At 47.6% G+C, this 23,885-nt stretch carries 14 protein-coding genes; 12 read left to right on the plus strand and 2 right to left on the minus strand.

Annotated elements, in window-relative coordinates; all coding sequences use genetic code 11:
• Window positions 1-72: 72 nt before the first annotated feature.
• Window positions 73-1,224 (minus strand): hypothetical protein, encoded by a 1,152-nt coding sequence (locus AC6H3C_RS08800; RefSeq protein WP_497520382.1) that lies wholly within the window; start codon window positions 1,222-1,224, stop codon window positions 73-75.
• Window positions 1,225-1,430: 206 nt separating this feature from the next.
• Here AC6H3C_RS08800 and AC6H3C_RS08805 point away from each other — a divergent pair, with 206 nt between their 5' ends.
• From AC6H3C_RS08805 to AC6H3C_RS08860, 12 genes are all read left to right on the plus strand, one after another.
• Window positions 1,431-2,426 carry a FecR family protein gene (locus tag AC6H3C_RS08805; RefSeq protein WP_497520384.1) on the plus strand — a complete coding sequence of 332 codons (996 nt, stop codon included), beginning with the start codon at window positions 1,431-1,433 and terminating at the stop codon, window positions 2,424-2,426.
• A gap of 207 nt (window positions 2,427-2,633) precedes the next feature.
• A complete protein-coding gene (locus AC6H3C_RS08810; RefSeq protein WP_497520385.1) occupies window positions 2,634-5,915 on the plus strand; it encodes a TonB-dependent receptor in 3,282 nt (1,093 codons plus the stop codon).
• Between the two features lie 21 nt (window positions 5,916-5,936).
• The gene (locus tag AC6H3C_RS08815; protein WP_497520386.1) at window positions 5,937-7,535 is read left to right on the plus strand and encodes a RagB/SusD family nutrient uptake outer membrane protein; all 1,599 of its coding nucleotides are present in this window, start codon (window positions 5,937-5,939) and stop codon (window positions 7,533-7,535) included.
• Between the two features lie 376 nt (window positions 7,536-7,911).
• Window positions 7,912-10,200, plus strand: a complete 2,289-nt coding sequence (locus tag AC6H3C_RS08820) for a GH92 family glycosyl hydrolase (protein WP_497520387.1) — start codon at window positions 7,912-7,914, stop codon at window positions 10,198-10,200.
• Between the two features lie 34 nt (window positions 10,201-10,234).
• Window positions 10,235-11,176, plus strand: a complete 942-nt coding sequence (locus AC6H3C_RS08825) for an ROK family protein (protein ID WP_497520389.1) — start codon at window positions 10,235-10,237, stop codon at window positions 11,174-11,176.
• A 46-nt stretch (window positions 11,177-11,222) separates the two neighbouring features.
• Window positions 11,223-12,515: a GH36-type glycosyl hydrolase domain-containing protein gene (locus AC6H3C_RS08830; protein WP_497520390.1), complete on the plus strand. Its 1,293-nt coding sequence runs from the start codon at window positions 11,223-11,225 to the stop codon at window positions 12,513-12,515.
• Window positions 12,516-12,604: 89 nt separating this feature from the next.
• Entirely contained in the window at window positions 12,605-15,238 is a 2,634-nt protein-coding gene (locus AC6H3C_RS08835) for a glycoside hydrolase family 3 C-terminal domain-containing protein (protein WP_497520391.1), read from the plus strand.
• A 68-nt stretch (window positions 15,239-15,306) separates the two neighbouring features.
• The gene (locus AC6H3C_RS08840) at window positions 15,307-15,906 is read left to right on the plus strand and encodes an RNA polymerase sigma-70 factor (protein WP_497520392.1); all 600 of its coding nucleotides are present in this window, start codon (window positions 15,307-15,309) and stop codon (window positions 15,904-15,906) included.
• 53 nt (window positions 15,907-15,959) lie between these two features.
• A complete protein-coding gene (locus tag AC6H3C_RS08845) occupies window positions 15,960-16,949 on the plus strand; it encodes a FecR family protein (RefSeq protein WP_497520393.1) in 990 nt (329 codons plus the stop codon).
• Window positions 16,950-17,099: 150 nt separating this feature from the next.
• The gene (locus AC6H3C_RS08850) at window positions 17,100-20,471 is read left to right on the plus strand and encodes a SusC/RagA family TonB-linked outer membrane protein (RefSeq protein ID WP_497520395.1); all 3,372 of its coding nucleotides are present in this window, start codon (window positions 17,100-17,102) and stop codon (window positions 20,469-20,471) included.
• A 79-nt stretch (window positions 20,472-20,550) separates the two neighbouring features.
• On the plus strand, window positions 20,551-22,080 hold the full coding sequence (locus tag AC6H3C_RS08855; RefSeq protein WP_497520396.1) for a SusD/RagB family nutrient-binding outer membrane lipoprotein: 1,530 nt from the start codon (window positions 20,551-20,553) through the stop codon (window positions 22,078-22,080).
• Window positions 22,081-22,175: 95 nt separating this feature from the next.
• The gene (locus AC6H3C_RS08860) at window positions 22,176-23,075 is read left to right on the plus strand and encodes a glycoside hydrolase family 16 protein (RefSeq protein WP_497520397.1); all 900 of its coding nucleotides are present in this window, start codon (window positions 22,176-22,178) and stop codon (window positions 23,073-23,075) included.
• A 218-nt stretch (window positions 23,076-23,293) separates the two neighbouring features.
• On the opposite strand, the gene AC6H3C_RS08865 is transcribed toward AC6H3C_RS08860, so the two are convergent.
• Window positions 23,294-23,677 carry a hypothetical protein gene (locus tag AC6H3C_RS08865; RefSeq protein WP_497520398.1) on the minus strand — a complete coding sequence of 128 codons (384 nt, stop codon included), beginning with the start codon at window positions 23,675-23,677 and terminating at the stop codon, window positions 23,294-23,296.
• Between the last annotated feature and the right edge of the window lie 208 nt (window positions 23,678-23,885).

Raw genomic sequence — 23,885 nt, forward strand, 5'->3', positions numbered from 1 at the left:
AATCCGGCTTTTATTGATGATCAAAACTTCAGGTGGAACCTGTTGCGTAAAGTTAGTCTTTTACATGATTTCTTAATTGTACCGGCGAAAGAAAACGGTTAAACTTTCTGTCAGCCTTGAATAAATCGGGCGGGTAAATTCGAGGAACATATCCTGGGGCCCGGGGGGTAAAATCGCCTTGTTTTGGATGATCTTCCGTTCTTCAGCCGTCAGAATGGCTTCGTCGCCTACAAAAATACCATATTGGTTACGCCACATAAATTCTCCGGGAACTTTGTTCTCCAACAGTAGTTTCCGCGTTTGGAAATCTTCGATCTTGAGGTCGAGCAGGCCTCCGGAAGCCACTTCATCTGCAATAATGCGTATTTTGCCGGTTTTAACTACTTTCCGGGTTTCGTAACGCACCGAATCTCTCGATACTTTCACTTCAATTTTTTCTTCAATTTCCCTGGATAAATCGTGCGTGGCTTCCGAATGGGACGGCTTACCGATATAAAAATCGAAGAAGGCCAGCCGCACCAGCATATCGGGGTATTTTATTCCGACTTGTTCAGCTTCGGCGGGAGAATAAAAGTTGATAAAGCTGTCGGACGGGAACCGGTTGTTCATTTGGGTCATCACCTGGTTGTAAAAGAAGTCGGCGGTCAGTTCATAGGTTAACGAAGGGGCCGGCAGGTTTTCGACAATAACGGTGAGGGTGGCTAAGTCTTTTGCTTCGTTCATTTTTTGCAATACATCCTGGTAGCCCGGAACCAGGCGGTCGGCTTCTCTGAACTGGAGGTAAGCCTGCTTGGCATCTTCCCGGTTTTGCCGTTGCAGTAACATGAGGCCTTCGGCATACCGTTCTTCGGCGGCCCTGTTTTTCACATCGGTCAGCTCGGAGGTATATGTTTTTGGCGAAGGAACCAGGCTGCGGGCCGCCGGTATCCTGCGGATCTGATCCGACAAATGGTTTACCTGTTCCATAATCTGGAGGGTCTTGCTCCATTTTAACCGTTCGTTACTGTTCAGTATTTGGTCAATCTGCTCCTGGTAATATTCCATGGCGATGGAATAACCTTCGGTGATAACCTGTTGGGCCTTCCGGTTGTTCGGATCGTTGCTTAAACGGCTTACTGCCTTTTCAATCGCATCGGGATAATTGCCTTTGTTTAATGATTTTTTACCTGAAGAACAGGCATTTAGCACAAATAAAGCGGTCAGGATGTAAAGTAGGTTTCGCATGAGTTGGATTTAATTTTTGAAGTTCATCTGACAAAACGGGTACATGATTTTTTTTATGTCCGATCAAAATTATGCTATTTTTTTATTCGCACAAGTAAAATTGACCGACAGAACAGGAATTTGTAAAAAGCCGATTTATTTTTTCGGGAGGCGTGAGTATCTGATCGGGCGAATTCGTATAACAGGTAAAATTTCGGACAAAAAGGATGAAGGAATATTTGAAAGACCGGCTTGAAAAACTGAACTCGGATACGCTGACGGAGCAGGAGAGAAAGGAAGCGTTGGCCATGTTTCATCAGGCGGAACTGGAGTTTGATGTAAAAAAAGAATTATTTAGCCAGCTCGAAAACGATCCCGGATCACCGGAAGGGCTAAACACGGTTTCCGGTTTCGACCGTTTATGGAGGCGCATCGAATATAAAGAAAAGGCCCGGAACCCTAAGATTTTCAGATTGAGCCATGCTTATTGGGCGGCAGCAATTTTAATACTGGGTTTTGTTCTCGGGAATCTATTGCATCCCGATACCGGCCCGGTAAATGCCGGTCAGGACTGGTACACGGCCATCGCGCCCAAAGGTTCTGTTTCTGAAACGATCTTACCCGACGGAACAATTATTTTTTTGAATGCCGGTTCGGAACTGAAATATACTTATAACAGCCACAGCAAAACCCGCGAAGCCTATCTGGAAGGCGAAGCCTGGTTTGAGGTCGAAAAATCGGACGAAATACCGTTTATCGTTCATACGCCTTATTATAATGTACGGGTAATGGGAACAGAGTTCAACGTAAAAGCATACCCCGACGACCAGGAAATTATTACAACCCTGGAGGAAGGTTCGGTGCTGGTTGAACCGGGCAAAAGCTTTAAAACGGGTGAAAGCATTGTTTTGAAACCGGGAGAACAATTGGCTTTTCACAAGCAGGAAAGGTCGTTGCACATCAGTCAGGTTAAGCCCGAAATTTACACATCGTGGAAAGACAATAAGCTGATATTCATTAATATGAACTTTGCCAGCCTGATGACTTTGCTGGAGCGAAAATTCGGAGTTGACATTGTGGTTGCCGACCCAGGTCTGCTGAATTACCATTACGATGGGACGATTAAAAACGAAACCATTCTGGAGGTTTTAATGATCCTGGAAAAAACACTTCCGATCGAATACGAGATTAAGGATCAGGAAATCAGGATTTTGAGAAAATAAACAAGTAAAAGGAGGATGCTTATGGATCATACCTGAACAAGCTGTAACCAAAAGCCGGAAGATGCTGTCACACCCTCCGGCCTGTAAATTAATAACCCGGTGCTGTCACACCAATTAATTATTAATCAACAACAATTCAAATTTATGAAAAAAAGTGAATTAACCTTCCTTGTAGAACGAAGGCTAAAACAAAAGCTATTACTGAAAATGAAGTTGACCTTAGTTGCACTACTGGTTTGCATGATGCAGGTTTCGGCATCAGTATATTCGCAAACAACCAAACTTACCTTCGATTTTCAAGGTAAGAAGATTTCTGATGTTCTTAAGGACATTGAAGAAACGACAAATTTCCGGTTCTTTTATCAACGCGAACAAGTTGATGTTGAGCGCAAAGTAAATTTACAGGTCACCAACAAAAGCGTTGAAGATGTCCTGGCCGCCTTGTTCCGCGACGCGGGAGTCTCTTACCGGTTTTTGGAAGACAATTTGATTTTGTTGACATCCGATCAAAGGGTTTTTCAGCAACAAAGTACGGTGAAAGGCCGGGTTTCGGACAGTAATAACCAGCCTTTGCCTGGCGTTACGGTTCTTGTGAAAGGAACAAGCGTCGGGACAATTACAGATATCGACGGTTACTATTCCATCTCGAATGTACCTGCAAATGCCGTATTGGTGTTCTCGTTTGTGGGTATGAGAACCCAGGAATTGCCGGTATCCGGAAGACTAACCGTTGATGTGGTTTTATCGGAGGAAACAATTGGTATCGACGAGGTTGTGGCCATCGGTTATGGTGTGCAAAAGAAGTCTGATGCAACAGGTTCGATATCTGTGGCAACTGCTGACGATATTCTGAGGGCGGCGCCCTTCAATGCGCTGGCCGGTTTGAAAGGTAAAGTGTCCGGGGTGAATATCTTTACCAATTCGGGTCAGCCGGGGGGAGCAACCCGCGTGATGATCCGGGGGATCGGCACCATTAATTCCTCTTCCAACCCGCTGTATGTGGTAGACGGGGTTGTTATGGAAGATTTTCAGTTTCTGAATCCCAATGATGTTGAGCGGATCGACGTGTTGAAAGATGCTTCAGCAACAGCTATTTATGGCGCCCGTGGTGCCAATGGCGTGATCATGGTAACAACCAAACGTGGCCTGAATAAAGAAGGGGTTTCGGTTACCTATAATGGCTATGTGAGTATGAGCCATAAAGCGAGCAAAATGGATGTGATGAATGCCGCCGAATTTATGGAGGCCATGGAAGTCAGTTTCGAAAATAACCGGAAATGGTATGGCAGTACGAGAACATTTAGCGTAAGCGACCCGAAATTATTTGATTCGAGCGGAAATCCGCTTTACGACACCGACTGGCAGGATGAAGCTACACGCACCGCGGTATCTCACAGTCATCAATTAAGCATTCAGCAGGGAGGCAAAAGCTCATCGGTGGGCGCCTTTATCAACTACACCGACTACCAGGGCGTGATGCTTAACACCTATATGAAACGTGTAAACACCAAATTGTCGTACGATGCCAATCCGTTAAAATGGTTATCGACCGGAATAAACCTCTTGGTGAACCATACCTGGCAGAACGATACGGATGAAGGCGGCGGCAGCCAGGTAGCCCGTCGTACCATGATTGAAATGCCTTCTATTTTCCCTGTAAAATGGACCGATGGAAGCTGGGTGAACTCCCAATCGACCAACGACTTTAGCTTTGAAGCGATGGCCAACCCGGTACACTTGCTGGAAACACAGGAGCGTATGCGTTACCGGACACAAATCTTTGGAAATGCCGCGCTGACATTCCATCTTCTTCCCGGCCTTGATTTAAGAACGCAGTTCGGGGTGGATGCACACCTGCGTAAATGGAGAGAATATTCGCCAAACGACCTGATTAATATTTCTTCGCCAAACGGGTACGCGTTTATGAGCGATACACAACAGTTTTACTGGCAGGAAGAAACCTACTTAACCTACAACAATGTATTCGGGAAACACCGGATCAATACCGTTGCCGGTTTGTCGTGGCAGGAACGGACTTTTAATTATATGAGTGTTTCGGCTACCGGTTTTAAAGATAATTTCTATGGCTACAACAACCTGGGCGCTGCTACCAATCCGGGAGCTCCTTCTTCTACCTACAACCGCTGGGCCATGAACTCTTATTTTGTGCGGGGCGCTTATACCTACAACGATAAGTATATGGCTACGGTAACGGCCCGTATCGATGGTTCGTCCAAGTTTGGGAAAAATAATAAATATGCTTTCTTCCCCTCCGTAGGTTTGGGCTGGTTAATTTCCAACGAAGATTTTATGGCCGATGTTAAAGCCATCAACCAGTTAAAACTGCACGCCAGCTACGGGGTAACCGGTAACAGCGAAATTGCCGCTTACCGTTCGTTGGCCACCATTACTTCCGGAACTTATTTGATTGATGGTGCACGGCAGGCGACATCCTATGTTTCGCGTTTGTCAAACCCGGATCTGAAATGGGAAAAGACCAACCAGTTTGATATCGGCGTTAACCTCGATATGTTTGGAAACCGCCTGAATTTTGATGCATCCTGGTATTATAAACTGACGACAGACTTATTGCTCGACAGCCCGGTTCCGCACAGCACCGGTTTCAGTTCGGTGATCGACAACATTGGCGAAGTAGCCAACTACGGGGTCGATTTTATGATGAACTCGGTGAATGTGAAAACCAAAGACTTTAGCTGGAACTCAACCCTGAACCTGAACTTCAACAAGAATGAGATTAAACAACTGGGTGAAAATAACGAAGACATCCTGCCTGGCCCGAACTGGGTGTCAGGGAGCCAGACGATCCTAAGGGTAGGCGAATCTCTGAGTTCATTCTGGGGTTACGAACGTTTAGGCGTATGGACAGAAGAAGAGCGCGCTGAGGCTGAGGCTGCCGGCGCGAGGGTTGGACAGGCAAAACGTTCGGCAGAAAAGAAAATCCTTGGAAAAGGTATTCCCGATCTGACCGGTAGTTTTATCAACACGTTCAACTATAAAAATTTCGATTTCACGGTAGACCTGCAATTTGTAACAGGAGTTGAGATTTTGCAGCAGTTTTACCACTCTGCCGAAGACCGTTTCGGATACACCAGCGGTTTGGCGTCGATTTTACACGACGGGTATAACGGAACCAACCCGAATACCATGGTACAGGCCGTGCGGAATGCCAACTTGTCGGGCCAAAGTTCGGAGGTGGATTCCCGCTGGGTTTGCGACGGATCTTATCTGCGCGGCAACCTGATCCAACTGGGCTATTCGGTCGATACCAAATCGATGCGCGGAATGAAACTGGAGGCCCTTCGTATTTATGCAAGCGTGAATAATGCCTTTGTTCTTCATTCTAAAGATTTTCAGGGATACGATCCTGAAGGAACATCGCAGGGCGATAATCAGTGGGGACAAAATATGTTCTTCTACCAGTATCCAAAGCCAAGAACCTATACCCTTGGTGTGAATGTTACATTTTAATAACCTTTGAATATAGCAGAAATGAAAAGAATAATATTTGGATTAATTTTTACGGTTACACTGGGCATTCTAATGTCATGCAGCGATTTTCTGGATGAGGAACCCAGAAGTGAAATGAGTACTGACCAGTATTTTTCGGCTCCGGCTCATGCAACCAGCGCCGTGAACGCTCTTTACCGGACAGGCGCCCCTTCTTTTTATGCCAACGGAGGTGTTTATATGCCTCAAACAGCATCGCATGGCGGATACCTGTCAGGCTTCTTCGATAATGAATACAAGGGGCAGGAAGTAATTGCCGACTACAGCCAGAAATTATCAATCACCAGCAAGAATATAGCCGGATCGATGGATGGCGTGTGGGATGGCGCCTACGGGGCAATTTCAAGAGCAAATACCGCGATTAAATACATTCCGTCGACACCCGATTTAACCGATTCGCAAAGAAGCTCACTGATGGCAGAAGCCAAATTTTTCAGGGCCTTCAACTATTTCTACCTGGTGAAATTTTTTGGAGATGTACCCTTAATCCTCGAACCCTACGAATCGATGAGCAATTTGTATGTTGCCCGCGAATCGGCTTCGGCGGTGTATGCTCAGATTGTCACCGACCTGAAAGATGCCATTACCGGATTACCTGATGGAGCATTCACCAGCAACGGGCATCGTATTACTAAAAATACGGCTGAAACTGTTCTGGCTCATGTTTACCTGGTGATGAGCGGTTACCCGGTTTTGGCCAATAATTATGCCGACGCAGCTACTGCCGCCCGGAACGTGATTAACAGGGGAAAACATTCCCTGCTGACCCACACCAATCAGGCGCTTGGGAGCGCATACAACCAGATTCGTACACAGGACAACAACGCAGAATATATTTATACCTACGAGTTCGAATCGAGTATTGCTGCGAACAACGGTCGGGTACAGACCAGCTTGCCGAATGTGGCTTCTACCTGGGGCGTACTCAAGTATTCGATTACCAACAATGCCTATCGTCCGGTTAAGAAATATATGAATGTGTATGATCAAACCAAAGACTTACGCGCTCAACATCAGCAGTTTTTCCAGTATTCATATACTTACGAAAAAGACGGACAGCAAATCACCCAGGTATTTGCCGACGATAAAACGCCGGGCGCATGGGTGTGGTATGACGAAGATGCGGCGCTAAATACCGGCCAGTGCGGGAAGGCCTTCACCATCTATCGTTATGCCGAACTTTTGTTGATTGCAGCCGAAGCAATTGCCCAGTCTGAAGGGGTGACATCGGAAGCGATTAAATATCTGACCGACGTGCGCGTGAGAGCTTACACCACGACGCCGCGCGCTGAGATTGAAACTTCATTGGGGGCTTTGTCTAAAGATGCCTTCATTCAACAGGTTTGGATCGAAAGAATGCGGGAACTGGTGTATGATTTCCGTACCTGGGAAGACATTCAGCGTACCCGGAAATACCCGGTTACCGCCGATGCTAACCCCGGAGTAGTTTCATTTGTTGATGTGGTTGGGGCTACAAATCCCTGGGGACAAACATTCCAGGAGAAACATTTGGTATGGCCGATCTCAGATAACGAAATGCAACGGAATCCGTCGCTGGTTCAGAATCCAAACTATGAATAATCCTAAACCAATTAGATAATTCGAAAGCCCGGGAGCATTGAAACTTTCGGGCTTTTTTTGTTTTTAACCATCGTTGAAAAAGTAGAAATGCTGATTTTTCCGCTTGGCGTTGTCAGGAAAATTTTCCTCTTTGTGTGAGTTTTCCACCTGTTGGTTGTATATGAATAAAGGGATAAATGACTTTCCGATGCGATGTGCCGAAAATTTTTTGAACGTGCTGAATGAATCAACCAGATGAAGAAAAACAGAACTTTGTGTATATTGTGCCTTCCTTTCAGTGAAGGAAACTCATCGCCTGCGGAGGGATTTTTGTGTTTTTAACTTCCTGATTAAAATCTGATATCGTATTAAAATTAAACTATATCAACGAACAACCATGAGTAGAAAATTAAACTTCCTATTTGTATTTCTTTTTTGTATAGCCTTTCGAGGTGTTCAGGCGCAGCAATTAACGCCTGTCGATTATGTAAACACGCTGATGGGCACTGATTCAGAGTTTAAGCTGTCGAACGGGAACACATACCCCGCCATCGCCTTGCCCTGGGGCATGAACTTCTGGACACCGCAAACCGCAAAAATGGGCGACGGTTGGGTGTATGGCTACGACGCCAATAAAATTCAGGGTTTCAAACAAACCCATCAGCCCAGCCCGTGGATCAACGATTACGGGCAGTTTTCGCTGTTCCCGATGACTGGTGAATTGAAAATCAAGGGAGAAGACCGCGCCAGCTGGTTTTCGCACAAGGCCGAAACAGCCAAACCGCATTATTATAAGGTGTACCTGGCCGACTACGATGTCGTCACCGAAATCACCCCGACCGAACGGGCGGCCATGTTTCGCTTCACCTTTCCCGAAAATCAACAATCGTGGGTGCTGGTTGATGCCTTCGACCGGGGTTCGTATGTGAAACTAATCCCTTCCGAAAACAAAATCATTGGCTACACCACCCGTAACAGCGGCGGAGTGCCCGAGAATTTTAAAAATTATTTTGTGGTTGTTTTCGACAAACCCTTTGTCAGCAGCGAAGTTTGGAGTTCGGGCGAAGTGGTTTCCGGAAAAACGGAATTGCAGGACAACCATGTGGGCGCCGCGATTCAGTTTAAAACAAAAAAAGGCGAACAAATCCACGCGCGGGTGGCGTCATCGTTTATCAGCCACGAACAGGCCGAACGCAACCTGAAAGAATTGGGCGGCGATCCGTTCGACCTTGTGAAGCAAAAGGGTGAGGACACCTGGAACAAAGAACTTTCGCGCATCGCGGTGGAAGGCGGAACCGACGACCAGATCAAAACGTTTTATTCATGCCTCTACCGGGTATTGCTTTTCCCGCGCAAGTTTTACGAGTTCGACGAAAAAGGTGAAGTGGTTCATTACAGCCCTTACAACGGGCAGGTGTTGCCCGGTTATATGTTTACCGACAACGGTTTTTGGGACACTTTCCGCGCCGTGTTCCCATTTTTTAACCTGATGTACCCTTCGCTGAACGAAAAAATACAGGAAGGTCTGGCCAACACGTACAAAGAAAGCGGATGGCTTCCCGAGTGGGCCAGCCCCGGCCACCGCGACTGCATGATTGGCTCCAACTCGGCCACTATTGTTGCCGACGCGTACCTGAAAGGCCTGCGTGGTTACGACATTGAAAGCCTGTGGGAGGCCGTGGTGAAAAACTCGCAAAACGCGGGACCGCTGCATTCGGTGGGGCGTTTTGGCGTTGATTATTACAATGAGCTTGGATATGTGCCATACAACGTGGGGGTTAACGAAAATGTAGCCCGCACGCTCGAATATGCGTTTGCCGATTATTGCGTTTACCAGCTTGGAAAAGCGCTGGGAAAACCCGAAAGCGAGATCAGTATTTTTGCGAAGCGGGCGATGAACTACAAAAATGTGTTCGACCAGGAGAGTAAGCTGATGCGCGGACGCAATGAAGACGGCAAGTTCCAGTCGCCTTTCAGCCCGTTTAAGTGGGGCGATGCGTTTACCGAAGGGAACAGCTGGCACTACACCTGGTCGGTATTCCACGATGTGCAGGGTTTAATTGATTTGATGGGAGGAAAAAAAGAATTTGTGACCATGCTGGACTCTGTTTTTATCGTGCCACCGGTTTTTGATGAATCGTACTACGGGCAGGTGATCCATGAAATCCGCGAGATGCAGATCATGAACATGGGCAATTACGCGCACGGCAACCAGCCCATTCAGCACATGATTTACCTGTACAACTATGCCGGCCAGCCGTGGAAAACGCAATACTGGCTGCGCGAAGTGATGGACCGGCTGTACACCCCGCAGGCCGACGGTTACTGCGGCGACGAAGATAACGGACAGACTTCGGCCTGGTACGTGTTCACAGCGATGGGTTTTTACCCGGTGGCGCCGGCAACCGACGAGTATGTGATCGGGGCGCCGCTGTTCAAAAAAATCACCGTGAAACTCGAAAACGGCAAAACCATCGAAATCAGTGCGCCTAAAAACAATGCGGCGAACCGCTTTGTGCATGACGTGAAACTGAATGGCAAAGCCTGGAGTAAAAACTATTTCAAATACCCCGAACTGATGAAGGGTGCGAAAATCAACTTCAACATGAGCGATCAGCCTAACAAAACCCGGGGGATTAATGAAAGCGATTTTCCTTATTCGTTTTCAAAAGAAAATAACCGATAACTTGAAATCAAACCTGGATCATAAACGATAAACAATGAATATAAAAAAGATTGCCATTGGCGTTGATGTTGGCGGGAGCCACGTCAGCAGCGCCGCTTTCGATTTGGAAACACAAAGTTATTTAAAAGAGACCTTTGCCGAAAATGATCTGGACAACCACGCCCCGGCGGATGTCATTATTGAATCGTGGGGAAAAACAATCCAAAAGACAATTGATTTGGTTGGAGTTGAACAGCTGGCAGGGATCGGTTTTGCGATGCTCGGGCCGTTCGACTATGAAAAAGGAATACCGCTTTTTACAGGCGAAAACAACAAGTATGAAAATATTTACGGGCTGGATGTTCCTAAAGCGTTACGCGAATATTTGAAGTTGCCGGCCGGTCTTCCCGTCCGTTTTATCAACGATGCGACAGCGTTTGCCATTGGCGAAGATTGGGTGGGGCAGGCCAAAGGGTCATCGCGCTCCCTGGCCATCACGCTTGGAACAGGTTTTGGTTCGGCCTTTCTGAAAAACAGTTTGCCGGTAACAGCCGGAGACGAAGTGCCCGATCAGGGGTGCGTTTGGCATTTACCTTTTGAGAAGGGTATAGCCGACGACTATTTTTCAACCCGAGGCCTGGTGGCGCGGTACCGCGAAGCAACCGGCAAAACGGCAACAGGAGCCAAAGATGTGGCTATGGCCGCGGCCGGTGAACCCGAAGCCAACGCGATTTTCGACGACTTTGGGCGAAAACTGGTTGAACTGCTTCAACCCTGGTTTATGAAATTTAAAGTGGAAGCGCTGGTAATCGGCGGAAATATTTCCAATGCCTTTCCTTTGTTTCAACCGGCATTAAACGAAGCTTTGAAAAAAGAAGGTCTGGACATCAAGGTCGAACTGTCGGCGCTTAAAGAAACTGCTGCGATCATCGGCAGCGCACGTTTGATTGAACCTGGTTTCTGGGAGCGGGTGGCGCCCTGCCTGGCTAACATGTAAGGCCCTGATTCCTTTGATTATTATTAATTTCTAATCTGTCATGATCATGCGTATTCCCGTTTTAATCGTTCTGTCGGCCTTCTTTTTGGCGGCTTGTCAGTCCGCGAAAAAGTCAGGCTCAACGGATGAGCTGGCTAAAAAAATAAAAGAAAATGAGTCGGTCGCATTTACGAAACAAAAAGCCGTTGAGGTGATCAAAACCGGCTTCAATGCAGGCGATGGTTACCGTGAAGTGTGGATACGCGACTACAATACTTTTATTGAGTTGGCGGCAGAAGTGTACGATGCCGCCGAACTGAAGGAAAACCTGCTCGTATTTTTTCGCATGCAGGAACCCGACGGGAATATCATTGACGGGTTTACGCCCCGCCAGGATACGGTGATTCAGTATGATTTCTCCTATTCGGAACTGGCGCCGGAATATGCCGGGCATAAAAATACGGTAGAAACCGACCAGGAAAGCTCGCTGGTGCAGGCGGTTTACAAGTACATTAAATGCACCGGCGACCGAACCATCCTGGATGAAAAAATCGCGGATGCAACCGTGGCGGAACGCTTGGAACAGGCGATGGATTTTTTGATGAACCACCGCTATGCTTCTCAGTACGGTTTGTTGTGGGGAGCCACTACCGCCGATTGGGGAGATGTTCAGCCCGAACACGACTGGGGAGTCGATCTGGATGAAAACACCCACCGCGCCATCGATATTTACGATAATGCCATGTTTATCATTGCCTTGGATAACCTGACGGAAATGATTCCGCAAGCCAAAACCAAATGGGCTCCGGTGCGAAACGCTGTTTTTGAAAATGCGCGCAAATACTTATGGGACGAGAAACAGCAGAAATTCAGGCCGCACATTTACTTGGAAGGTTCGCCTTTCCCCGACGATTTTAACGAAGATGAAATTTACTATTTCGGCGGTACCGCCATCGCGATCGAAGCAGGCCTGCTTTCGAAGGCCGAAATTAAAACTTCGCTGGACGAAATGATCCGGCGGGTTGAACTGGCCGGGGCAGCCTCCATCGGGCTGACGCTTTATCCTCCCTATCCCGAAGGTTTCTTCAAAAACAAAGGAATGTACCCCTACGGCTATCAAAACGGCGGCGACTGGACCTGGTTTGGCGGGCGAATGGTTCAGCAACTGGTAAAAAATGGTTTTGTTGAAGAGGCGTACGAGCAATTGCTGCCCATGACTGAACGCGTGATGCGAAATGACGGCTTTTACGAGTGGTATTCCGTCAACAACGAGCCCCGCGGATCCGGAACCTTCCGGGGAGAGGCCGGTGTTTTGTATGTGGCCATTAAACGGTTGGAAGAAGCGGTTGGAAAGAAATAATCACAAATAATCGGGAATTTTTGTTTGGATTAAATCCTGAAAATCTCCTATATTTACCAACCAGAACAGAACAGACAAAACCAGCTATTATGAAAAACCTATTCCTGATTTTTGCCTTAATGGCAACCATGAGTTTTCAATCACGGGCTCAATACGAATTTCCTTTTCAAAATCCTGATTTGCCTGTGGCGCAACGGGTCGAAGACCTGGTTTCGCGCTTAACCCTTCAGGAGAAAATAGATCAGTTATTGTACGAATCTCCGGCCATCGAACGTTTCGGCATACCAAAATACAACTGGTGGAACGAATGTTTGCACGGGGTGGCGCGCGCCGGCTATGCCACGGTTTTCCCACAATCCATTTCGATTGCGGCCTCCTGGAATGCCGGGCTGGTAAACCGGGTTGCATCGGTTATTTCGGATGAAGCGCGGGCCAAGCACCACGAATTTGTTCGTCGCGGAGAGCGGGGAATCTATCAGGGACTGACTTTTTGGTCGCCCAACATCAATATTTTCAGAGATCCGAGGTGGGGCCGCGGTCATGAGACTTATGGCGAAGATCCTTTTCTTACCGGCCAGTTGGGAAAAGAATTTGTGCTGGGTTTGCAGGGCGATGATTCGGATTACCTGAAGGTGGTTGCTACCGCCAAACATTACGCCGTACATTCGGGGCCTGAACCGCTTCGGCACGAGTTTGACGTTGATGTCAGCGAACGCGATCTGCACGAAACCTACCTGCCGGCTTTCCGCACATTGGTGGTCGATGGAGGCGTATATTCGGTGATGGGAGCGTATAACCGGTTTCGGGGCGAAGCGGCCTGCGCCAGTACCGAACTGTTTGATATCCTGCGTAATCAATGGGGTTTTGACGGTTATGTGGTGTCCGATTGCGGGGCCATTGCCGATATCTGGAAATATCATAAAATTGTTCCTGATGCTGCATCAGCTGCTGCCTTGGCGGTAAAAGAGGGCTGCGACCTGAACTGCGGGAGCACCTACAAGGCTCTTGGAGAGGCAGTTGAGAGAGGCTTAATCAGCGAGCAGGAAATCGATATCGCCGTAAAACGCCTGTTTATGGCCCGTTTTAAACTGGGAATGTTCGATCCGGTTGAACGGGTAGCTTATGCCCAAATTCCGTATTCGGCGAATAATAATCCGGCCCACGATAAGCTGGCGCGCGAAGCTGCCCGCGAGAGCATCGTTCTGCTGAAAAATGCCGGACAAACACTGCCGCTTTCAAAGGAGTTAAAAAGCATTGCCGTGATCGGGCCGAATGCCGATGATGCGCAGTCGCTTTGGGGAAATTACAATGGCATTCCGGTCAACCCGGTAACGGTGCTGCAGGGGATCAAAAACAAGCTTGAACCACGGGCAGAAGTGTTGTATGCCCAGGGGACTGATTTAGCTGAAGGTATTCCGGCCATGAAAACAATTCCGTCTGTTTATCTCGAAACAGAAGAAGGAGAACAAGGAATTTACGGCGAATATTTTGCCAACAATAACCTGGAAGGCGAACCTTTATATACACAGATCGACGACCGGATCAACTTTGTGTGGGATATGGGCACACCCGATCCGCGTTTGGAAACCGGCAGTTTTAGCATTCGCTGGACCGGTTATATCACCGCGCCGAAAACCGGGATTTATTATTTCAGCGACTGGGGCAAGCCATTCATGAAAATTATAATTGATGGCAAGCTGGCAACCGGTGGAAACCATGAGCATCACGCCAACATCATGCCGGTGAAAGTGGAGATGAAAGCCGGGGAGCGTTATCACATCGAGGTGCAATATAAAAATTACTACGGCGATGCCACCGCCCGTTTGCTATGGGCAGTTCCGCAGGAAAATATGCTTGGTAAAGCTGTTGAAACCGCAAAAAATGCCGATGCTGTTGTGTTGGTTTTAGGCCTGAATGAGCGGTTGGAAGGCGAAGAAATGAAAATTGAACTCGAAGGTTTTTCCAGCGGCGACCGGACCAGCCTCGACTTGCCCAAAAACCAGCTTGAGCTGATGCAGGCAGTGGTTGCTGCCGGTAAACCAGTCGTTTTGGTGTTGATCAACGGAAGCGCTCTTTCGGTGAACTGGGCGGCCGAACAGGTGCCGGCAATCCTTACCGCCGGTTACCCCGGTCAGCAAGGCGGAAACGCCATTGCCGATGTATTGTTTGGCGACTATAACCCGGCCGGACGACTTCCTGTAACCTACTACAAATCGGTTGGGCAGTTGCCTGATTTCGAAAACTATGACATGGAGGGCCGCACCTACCGCTATTTCCGGCAGGAGCCCCTGTATCCGTTTGGTTTCGGCTTAAGTTATACCACCTTTGCCTATTCAAACCTGAAAATCCCTTCAAAGGTGAACGCAGGGGAGCCGGTTACCGTTTCGGTTGATGTGACCAATACCGGCGACCGCGATGGCGACGAGGTGGTCCAGTTGTACCTGAGCGACGAAAAAGCAACCACGCCCAGACCCATACGCCAGTTGGAAGGCTTTGAGCGGATTCATCTGAAAAAAGGTGAAACCAAAACGGTGAGTTTTACCTTGCAGCCGCGCCAGTTGTCTGTAATCAACAAAAAAGACCAACGGGTGATTGAACCCGGATGGTTTACCATTGCCGTAGGAGGCGAACAACCCGGATTTTCGGGGCGTACTGATGCTGAAACTACCGGAACTGTATCCGGACGTTTTCTGGTTTTAGGAAAAACCATCAGCATAAAATAAAGCTTATACTTGTTTGCTTTCCTTTGCGGAATGTTTAATTTGCACGATTGTTTCCTTAGTCGTGTAAGATGAACATTCATGCAGATTATCATGCAGAACAAATCAGAAACGGGAGTAAATCTGAATTTGAAAAGATTTATTCCGGTTTTTTTGATGTGTTGTACGCATTGGGATTTCAATACACCGCAGATCAGTCTGTGGCCGAAAGTATTGTTCAGGATGCTTTTCTGAAATTGTGGGAAGTGCGTGAAACGCTGGTTCCGGGAACGAATGTCAAAAATTTTTTGTATACGGTCACCAAAAACTTATGCCTGAACCACCTGAGAAGTCAGAAAACAATCTGGAAACACCTGAGCCGGGTTCGGCATGATGAGTATGATTATGCGATCGAATCGTTAAACAGCCTGGGTGAATCATACCTCGAATTTGAGGAGTTGCGGACAAAAGTGGATCAGGCCATTGAAAATTTGCCCGATGAATTGAAAATAGTTTTCAAAATGAGTCGGTTCGAGGACTTGAAGTACCGCGAAATTGCTGAACGGCTACACATCAGCGAGAAAACCGTTGAAGCCCGCATGACGAAGGCGCTCAGGCTTTTGAGAGCCCGATTGAAAGAATATTTACCGCTGTTTTACTTGTTAACACATCATTTTGTAGAAAAAAATTGATTTTTCGATAGGGTATGCCCGGGTTTTGGTGTTTACTGATAAAATTTAATCAGATGAACCACCAAACTTTCTTTAAAATACTCCTTGGGCAGGTATCCGAACAGGAGAAGGAAGTATTTTTTGAAGAGTTAAGTCAGAATCAGGCAGACAGGCAGGAGTATATTCGCTTAAAAAGCCTTTGGGATTTACAGCAGATCAGTGAAGGGAAAAAACTGTCTGAGCAACGAAAAACCGAGTTGTTTCACGAGTTTTGGCATTCTGTCCAACCAACGCCAAAAGCAAAATCCAAAAAACTGTACCCAGGCTGGTATAAGTATGCCGCTATTTTGATCATGGCCCTGGTCAGCGGATTCTTTTTAAACGAACTATACAGGCCTACTCCGGCCGGAACCTACAAACAATTTTATTCGGAACGGGGAAGTATCTCCCGTGTAACCCTGGACGATGGTTCGGTGATTTGGCTCAATTCGGGCACCACGCTGTCGTTAACTGAGAAGAAAGGCGAAGTTCTGGCCCGGCTGGAAGGCGAAGCCTATTTTGATATCAGGCACGATGAGCGACGGACTTTTATCGTCGACATCAACAACATCAAAATCCGCGATTTGGGAACACGCTTTAACGTGTCGGCTTATCCGGATGACGAAACGAGCCGGACCACCTTGCTCGAAGGCGCCATTGCCGTGCTGGATGAGCATAACCGCGAAATCCGGTCGTTGAACATTAATCAAACATTCAGTTACCGGAAACCGGATTCTTCGTATCAGCTTGAAGAGATTGATCCGGGTTTGGTTACTGCATGGACCGAGAATAAATTTGTTTTTATCGATAAACCATTAGCAGAGATTTGTAAGGAGATCGAGAAGTGGTATGGCGTTTCCGTTATCATTAACGATGAGGCTTTAAGGGAGGTGAAATACACGAGTGTCATCCGCCGTACAACTACCGTGAAACAATTGCTGGATATGTTTAAACTGACAACAGAGCTTAATTACACGATTGATGATCAGGAAGAAAAGGGAACGACCATTTATCTGAACAAATAAAAAAGTGCACCGGGCAGGGTGCACTTCATGTTAAATTTTAAAAACTGTCTGGTAAACAGTTAAATGTTGAACTTAACACACAAATGTATGAAAAAAAATCACTTGGTTTCGGGCCGGAACAGGCATCGATTCCAAAAAATTGTACGAATTATGAAACTAACGCTTAGTTTGTTACTCGTCTCAATCATCTCAATGGCAACCGACGTTTACAGTCAAACTGCCAGGATTAATCTGAAGGTGAATGAGTCAACCATTATCGAGATTTTCAGGCAAATTGAAGAAACCAGCAACGTGGGCTTCTTTTTCAAGAATGATCAATTGGACCTGACCAAAAAATACACGGTAAATTTCGAGAACAGTACGGTTGAAGACATTCTGGATACCTTGCTGGGCGATGGCTACAGCTACCGGTATATTGGTAAAAACGTGGTCATTACAGCCAACGACCCATTGGTAAACCCATCCAGCCTTCAGCAACAACAAAAGCGGACGGTTAACGGAAAGGTAACCAATACACAGGGCGAGCCGATCCCCGGGGTTACGGTTATTGTAAAAGGTTCCACCATTGGCACCATCACCGACTTCGACGGGAGCTTTTCTATTGCTAATGTTTCGGGCGACGAAACCCTTGTTTTTTCGTTTGTGGGAATGAGGAGTCAGGAGGTCCCGGTTGACAACAGGAGTAATTTCCAGATTGTACTTGAGGAAGAAACAATCGGCGTGGGCGAGGTGATTGTGACCGCCCTGGGTGTGCGCCGGGAAGAAAAGGCGCTGGGATATGCCGTTCAGAAAGTGGCGGGCGAAAGCCTGGCAACCGTTAAAGGGGTTGATACGGGAACTTCGCTTACAGGTAAAGTGGCCGGTTTGCTGGTGAAAAACAGCTCCGAGTTTACTGCGGCTCCCGAAATCCAGCTTCGCGGCGAAACTCCCTTGCTGGTTATCGACGGGGTGCCGTACGAATACATGACCTTGAGAGACGTTCCTTCGGATGATATCGAAAACATCAGCGTGCTGAAAGGCGCTACTGCCTCCGCGCTTTATGGTTTTAAAGGACAGGGCGGGGCCATCATGGTCACGACAAAAAAAGGGAATGGTAAAAAAGGGTTAAGTGTATCGGTTAACAGCGGTACCATGTTTACGGCGGGCTATTTGGCGATTCCTGAAACCCAGTCTACCTTCGGACGCGTGGTTAATACGGCTACCAACCAGTATGTCGGTTCGGGCGACGGCGCCTGGGGACCGCCCATGGAAGGGCAACAGGTGATCCAGTGGGATCCCGTTTCAAAAACCTATCAATCCATGCCTTACCTGCCAATCGGGAAAAATAACTTTGAGAACTTCGTGGAACAGGGCTACATTCTGAACAACAACATTAGCGTGGTGCAACAGGGAGAATACGGGAGCCTTCGCTCATCGGCCACCTGGGTACGCAACAAAGGGAATTACCCCAATTCGATGTTCGACAAGATTACCTACAGCCTCGGCGGCGATATGAAACTAAATAAATTCACCTTGTCGTCTACCCTGTCGTACAATAAACAAACCTCGCCCAATGTTGGTTTTAGCGGCTACACCGGTTACGACCCGATGTATAACATCCTGGTTTGGGCTGCGCCCGATTACGACATCCGGCAATATAAAGATTACTGGCTGGTGAAAAACGAATCGCAAAACAGCAGTTTCACATCCATCAATAACAACCCTTATTTCGATCGTCATGAACGCATTCACAGCGTCGACCGGGATATCTTTAACGGGACGGTCGCTTTAACTTACGATTTTACTCCCTGGTTAAAAGCCACTTTCCGTTCAGGATTTGATACCTACAGCGATCGCCAGGTCGTCCGTGTTTCCATGGGCTCGTTCCAGGGAGGCGGTACCTCTACGGTCATTAAAAACGGAACACAAATCTGGGGCGAGTCTAAAAAAGGTTCGTATAACACGGGTATAGGCCGTGGTTACAGTATCAATAACGACTTTATCCTGTCGGGCGACCGGAAATTTGGCGATTTTACCCTGGATGCTTTGTTTGGAGGAACCATGAATTACATCCAGGACGAAGGCATTGAAGCCAGGACACAAGCCGGTCTCTCTATTCCGGGATATTATTCGCTGAAAGCCTCGGTGAACCCGGTTGCGGTAAGTTCACGGATGTATAAACGCCAGGTGAACAGTTTGTTTGGCCGTTTGTCGTTATCGTGGAACAATATGGTTTTTGTGGAAGGGACTTTACGAAACGACTGGAGTTCGACGCTGGCGAAATCGGAACGTTCGTACCTGTACCCCTCGGTGGCAACGAGTTTTATTGTAAGCGAACTGCTGCCTGAAACCGATTGGCTTTCGCTTTGGAAAGTGCGCGGGTCGTGGACCACAGCGAGAAAACCGTCAGATATCTACGAAATTAATTCGGTTTACTCGGTAACCAACAATGCCTGGGGAAATATGAGCTCGGCTGCCTATCCGTCTACCATACGGGGAACCGATGTCCATGCCGAAGGTTCCGAAACCTATGAAATCGGTACCATTCTCAGTGTTTTGCAAAACCGGGCATCAGTCGATTTTGCCTATTATAATCACCGGATATACGACAAAATTGTATCGGCGCCGATCAGCCCGGCATCCGGTTTCTATTCAAATTACATCAATACGGATGAAGAAATTACCCGCCGCGGAGTGGAATTAACAGCCAACGTAACACCGGTAAAAACGAATGACTGGAAATGGGACCTTAGTTTTAACTGGACCAAATACGCCCGGTATTACACCAAGTTAGATGATGAATTCTCGGTGGATAAACCTTGGGTAAAAGTGGGGGAACGGGCTGACCATTATATCCTGAACGATTTTCAGAAAGACCCCAATGGTCAGCTTATTCACAGCGCCGGCCTTCCTCTTTATTCCCCTTACACCTCGGTGTTTGGATATTCCGATCCCGACTGGATCTGGGGGCTGGCTACTTCATTGAGGTATAAGAATTTCACCTTTAACATGTCGGTCGACGGTCGGGTGGGAGGTTTGGCCCAAACCACGACCGAGATGTACATGTGGTTGTCGGGCAACCATCCGAAATCGGTTACCAATGAGCGTTACCTGGATGCTACCCAGCCCGGAACCAGTAATTACCTGGGCGATGGCGTAAAAGTGGTCTCCGGAACCGCTACCTACGATACGTATGGTAATATTACGAGCGACACCCGTCAGTATGCGCCAAACGATGAGAAGGTTACGTACAAGAACTATACTGCCCGTATCCATAAAGGAACAGCCTGGGGAGGTTCCCCTTCGCCATTGGACGCTTACAGTACCACCTTCTTCAAAATCCGTGAACTGTCGGTTACCTATGATGTGCCCTTACGGATATGCAGTTTGATTCATGCAAAGGGAGCTTCTGTTTCGGCCATCGGGCAAAACGTGTTGTTGTGGGCGAAACAGTTTAAATATTCAGACCCGGACGGAGGCACTGAGAATTTTGTCGACCCCGCGCAACGGTATTTGGGTGTTAACCTGAAAGTTAATTTCTAAACCGGCAAATCAATGACGATGCTGAAAAAACCGTTAAAACGAAATTTTCAAGGATTAGTAATTCGAAAAAAATAGGAAAATGAAAAATAAAAGCAAACATATAGGACTATTAAGCATCCTGATTTTATCGTTGCTTTTTGGCTGCAACGACTTTGAGGATATGAATACCAATCCCGATACCACCACCCAGGTAAGCGCTTCCATGCTATGTACCAATGTGGTATTACGGGTGGTCAAATTCGGCGGAATCGACGCCAAAGCGCTGATTTCGGAGAGCGCCTTGCCCAAGTACGTCGGTTATGCCAACGAAGGGCAGATGGATGCGCAGTACAATAAAATCGGGAGCGTTGGTTTTGATGCCCTGGTTGCCCTGCCGAATATTGAAAAGATGGTGGAATACGCCACCGGCGACAACACGGAGAACTCGTACCGGGGCGTGGCCAAATTTGCACGGGCCTATCTGTTCTACCGTTTAACGATGCAGGTGGGCGACATCCCCTACAGCGAAGCCGGGAAAGGTTCCGGTGATTTGTATAAACCGGCTTACGATACCCAGGAAACGGTATTGATCGGTATTCTGGATGAACTGAAAGAAGCGGAACAGTATTTTGCCAACGGCATTACCTTTACCGGCGATCCGACCCCGTATAACGGCAATCCCGACAAATGGCGCAGGGCAACCAATGCCCTTGCCCTAAAGGTGCTGATGACCTTAAGTGCCAAAGAAAATGCAACGTCGTTAAACGTGAAAACACGTTTTGCCCAGATTGTAAGCGGAGGATATCTGCTGGAAGCCGGCACCGGATTTTTCGGATTGAATTATTCATCGTTAAACAGGCAGCCGCTGTACAGTACCAGCCCGCTGTTTACCGGCAGGACGATTCCCAGTTCATTACTGGTCGATTCGTTAAAAAGCTTAAACGACCGGCGTCTGTATTATTTTGCCGAGCCATCGGCAGCCGAGGTCGCCGCCGGGAAAAGCGCAGCCGATCCGGATGCCTACGTTGGCGTTGATGTAGAAATGGATTATGCCATGATGAATGCCAACCACAGCGCCAATGTGTATTCGTTGATCAACCTCCGGTACCAGTTGGAAGAAGTGAACGAACCGCGCAGGTTGCTGACCTATGCCGAGCAGCAGCTGATTTTGGCCGAAGCCCGCATTCGCGGATGGATTACCACCGGAACGGCACAGGAATATTACGAGTCGGGCGTGAAATCAGCCTTGGCAGCCATGATGAGCATCCCGGCGGGTTATGCCCACGGAAATGTGATCGATCAAAGCTATATCAACGGCTATTTTACAGGCAATGCTGCCTTTAAGTCAACGACCGATGACCAGCTCAAACAAATCTGGATGCAGCGGTATATTCTCAATTTTATGCAGGATCCTTATACGGCCTATTTTGATTACAGGCGGACCGGCTACCCGGTGTTTCCCATTAATCCGTTAACCAGCCTGAATGAGAACAACAAAAACGCGGTTCCGGTGCGGTGGCTGTATCCCGGCTCCGAAACCAGCTACAACCGCGAGAACCTCGAAGAGGCGTTGAATCGTCAGTATGATGGATACGACGAGATCAATAAATTGATGTGGCTGCTAAAATAAGTTTTAAACTGATTTCAATAGGGGGTGTGGATTGATTCGGAACAGTAAGTTCTGATCAATCTGCACACTCTCTTGTATCTAAAAACACACATGATATGAAAAAAATCCGGTTATTTTCATTGGCGCTGATCTGGTTTTTACACTCCGGCAGTCTGCTTGCTGAACAAACCGCCTTTTGTACACCTGCTGAATCTTCGCCGGAAAGTAAGGCAGTTCCCGGAATGACTGATGGACAGGACGGATCGGTGTCAGAATCAGCGGAGCCCGGTCGGGATAAAAACCGGAAGTTAGTGTGGAGCGATGAGTTTGATTACGACGGTTTGCCCGACAGCGCCCGGTGGGATTATCAGGTCGGCGGGCACGGATGGGGAAACAATGAACTGCAATATTACACCAGGGCCGATACCAACAATGTACAGGTAAAAAACGGGCAGTTGGAGCTGATCGCCCGCGCTCAGTCATTTGAATCTAAAAAGTTTACCTCGGCCAGGCTGGTTACCAAAAATAAAGGCGACTGGAAGTATGGCCGGGTGGAGGTTCGGGCTCAACTGCCGAAAGGACGCGGATTATGGCCTGCCATCTGGATGCTGCCAACCGAAAACAACTATGGCGGTTGGCCAAAAAGCGGCGAGATCGACATCATGGAACACGTGGGTTATAATCCGGATTCGGTATTCTTCACGGTGCATACGGAGCATTTCAACCACATGATTGGCACACAAAAAGGAAAATCGGCTTATCTGGCCGAAATGTACGATGCTTTTCATGTGTATGCCATCGAATGGGATGAGCATCAAATTGACTTTTTTGTCGACGACCAGTTACAACTTACATTTAAGAACAGTAGAAACGGTTCGGGCGACTGGCCGTTTGATCAACGCTTTTACTTGCTGTTAAATGTAGCTGTCGGCGGCAATTGGGGCGGCCAACACGGGGTCGACGACCAGGTCTTTCCGGCCGCTATGCTCATCGATTATGTGCGGGTATTTCAATAGCCCGACGGAGAACATAAAGGTCCGGTAAGCTCTGGTTTTTCTTTTCATTCAAAAATTGATCAGCCATCAGAAACACCTGTTTTTACCGGATTGTTAGGTCAGAATCAGATTAAGAGTCAGGGAAATCGCCTTTAACGATCTAATGGTTATAGAAGCATCGGGTTCCCCTTCCATACCCACCCGGTTCCGGTTGGCCGGAACCACCCTCTCTTAAAAGGCTACTCTTTAATACACAAATATCCTTCATATTTTTCTTGCCCTGTAGGGGCAAAAGATTGGTAGCCCAGGGCAAAGTTGAGGGAGGAACGAACCGAAACGTCGCCCTGGGTAAAGAATGCAAGAGGAATACCGTCCGCGAAAATTCGTTGAACGAAGCAAACAAAATCCTTTCGGACGGAATTGCGCCGCGTCATTTTGGGTAAAAAAAACCACCTCTTTTTCGTCCGGAGAGAGAACATTTCTTTTATGAACGACATCGCGCGGACGATTTTCTTTCTTCCCACTCCAACCTGGGGCGCCACTCCTTCGTCGTTTTGCCCCAGGCTACCAATATTTCGTCCGGCAACTGCCGGACTTTTGTTCTCGTTACTATCTGTTTTCATTTCTAAAAGATAAGTATAAAGAGTAGCTTAAAAGGGAGGGCAGGGGAGGGTTTCACATCAAATAAGTTAGAAAGACGCTCATAATAGAAAGCAAAATATTCTAAAAGCGATTTCCCTGGATTAAAAGTGAGGTTTTGTTTGAATGTGGTTAAAGCTCCCTGAAACTCAGGGGGCTTTTTTTTGTTGAGGAACATTAAAATGAATTCGG

Source organism: Gaoshiqia sp. US2 (genome assembly GCF_059705485.1).

Bases quoted from the DNA above. Each gene is read 5' to 3' on its own strand.
- AC6H3C_RS08800 (WP_497520382.1), bottom strand. From the start codon at position 1,224: ATGCGAAACCTACTTTACATCCTGACCGCTTTATTTGTGCTAAATGCC.
- AC6H3C_RS08805 (WP_497520384.1), top strand. From the start codon at position 1,431: ATGAAGGAATATTTGAAAGACCGGCTTGAAAAACTGAACTCGGATACG.
- AC6H3C_RS08810 (WP_497520385.1), top strand. From the start codon at position 2,634: ATGAAGTTGACCTTAGTTGCACTACTGGTTTGCATGATGCAGGTTTCG.
- AC6H3C_RS08815 (WP_497520386.1), top strand. From the start codon at position 5,937: ATGAAAAGAATAATATTTGGATTAATTTTTACGGTTACACTGGGCATT.
- AC6H3C_RS08820 (WP_497520387.1), top strand. From the start codon at position 7,912: ATGAGTAGAAAATTAAACTTCCTATTTGTATTTCTTTTTTGTATAGCC.
- AC6H3C_RS08825 (WP_497520389.1), top strand. From the start codon at position 10,235: ATGAATATAAAAAAGATTGCCATTGGCGTTGATGTTGGCGGGAGCCAC.
- AC6H3C_RS08830 (WP_497520390.1), top strand. From the start codon at position 11,223: ATGCGTATTCCCGTTTTAATCGTTCTGTCGGCCTTCTTTTTGGCGGCT.
- AC6H3C_RS08835 (WP_497520391.1), top strand. From the start codon at position 12,605: ATGAAAAACCTATTCCTGATTTTTGCCTTAATGGCAACCATGAGTTTT.
- AC6H3C_RS08840 (WP_497520392.1), top strand. From the start codon at position 15,307: ATGAACATTCATGCAGATTATCATGCAGAACAAATCAGAAACGGGAGT.
- AC6H3C_RS08845 (WP_497520393.1), top strand. From the start codon at position 15,960: ATGAACCACCAAACTTTCTTTAAAATACTCCTTGGGCAGGTATCCGAA.
- AC6H3C_RS08850 (WP_497520395.1), top strand. From the start codon at position 17,100: ATGAAACTAACGCTTAGTTTGTTACTCGTCTCAATCATCTCAATGGCA.
- AC6H3C_RS08855 (WP_497520396.1), top strand. From the start codon at position 20,551: ATGAAAAATAAAAGCAAACATATAGGACTATTAAGCATCCTGATTTTA.
- AC6H3C_RS08860 (WP_497520397.1), top strand. From the start codon at position 22,176: ATGAAAAAAATCCGGTTATTTTCATTGGCGCTGATCTGGTTTTTACAC.
- AC6H3C_RS08865 (WP_497520398.1), bottom strand. From the start codon at position 23,677: ATGAAAACAGATAGTAACGAGAACAAAAGTCCGGCAGTTGCCGGACGA.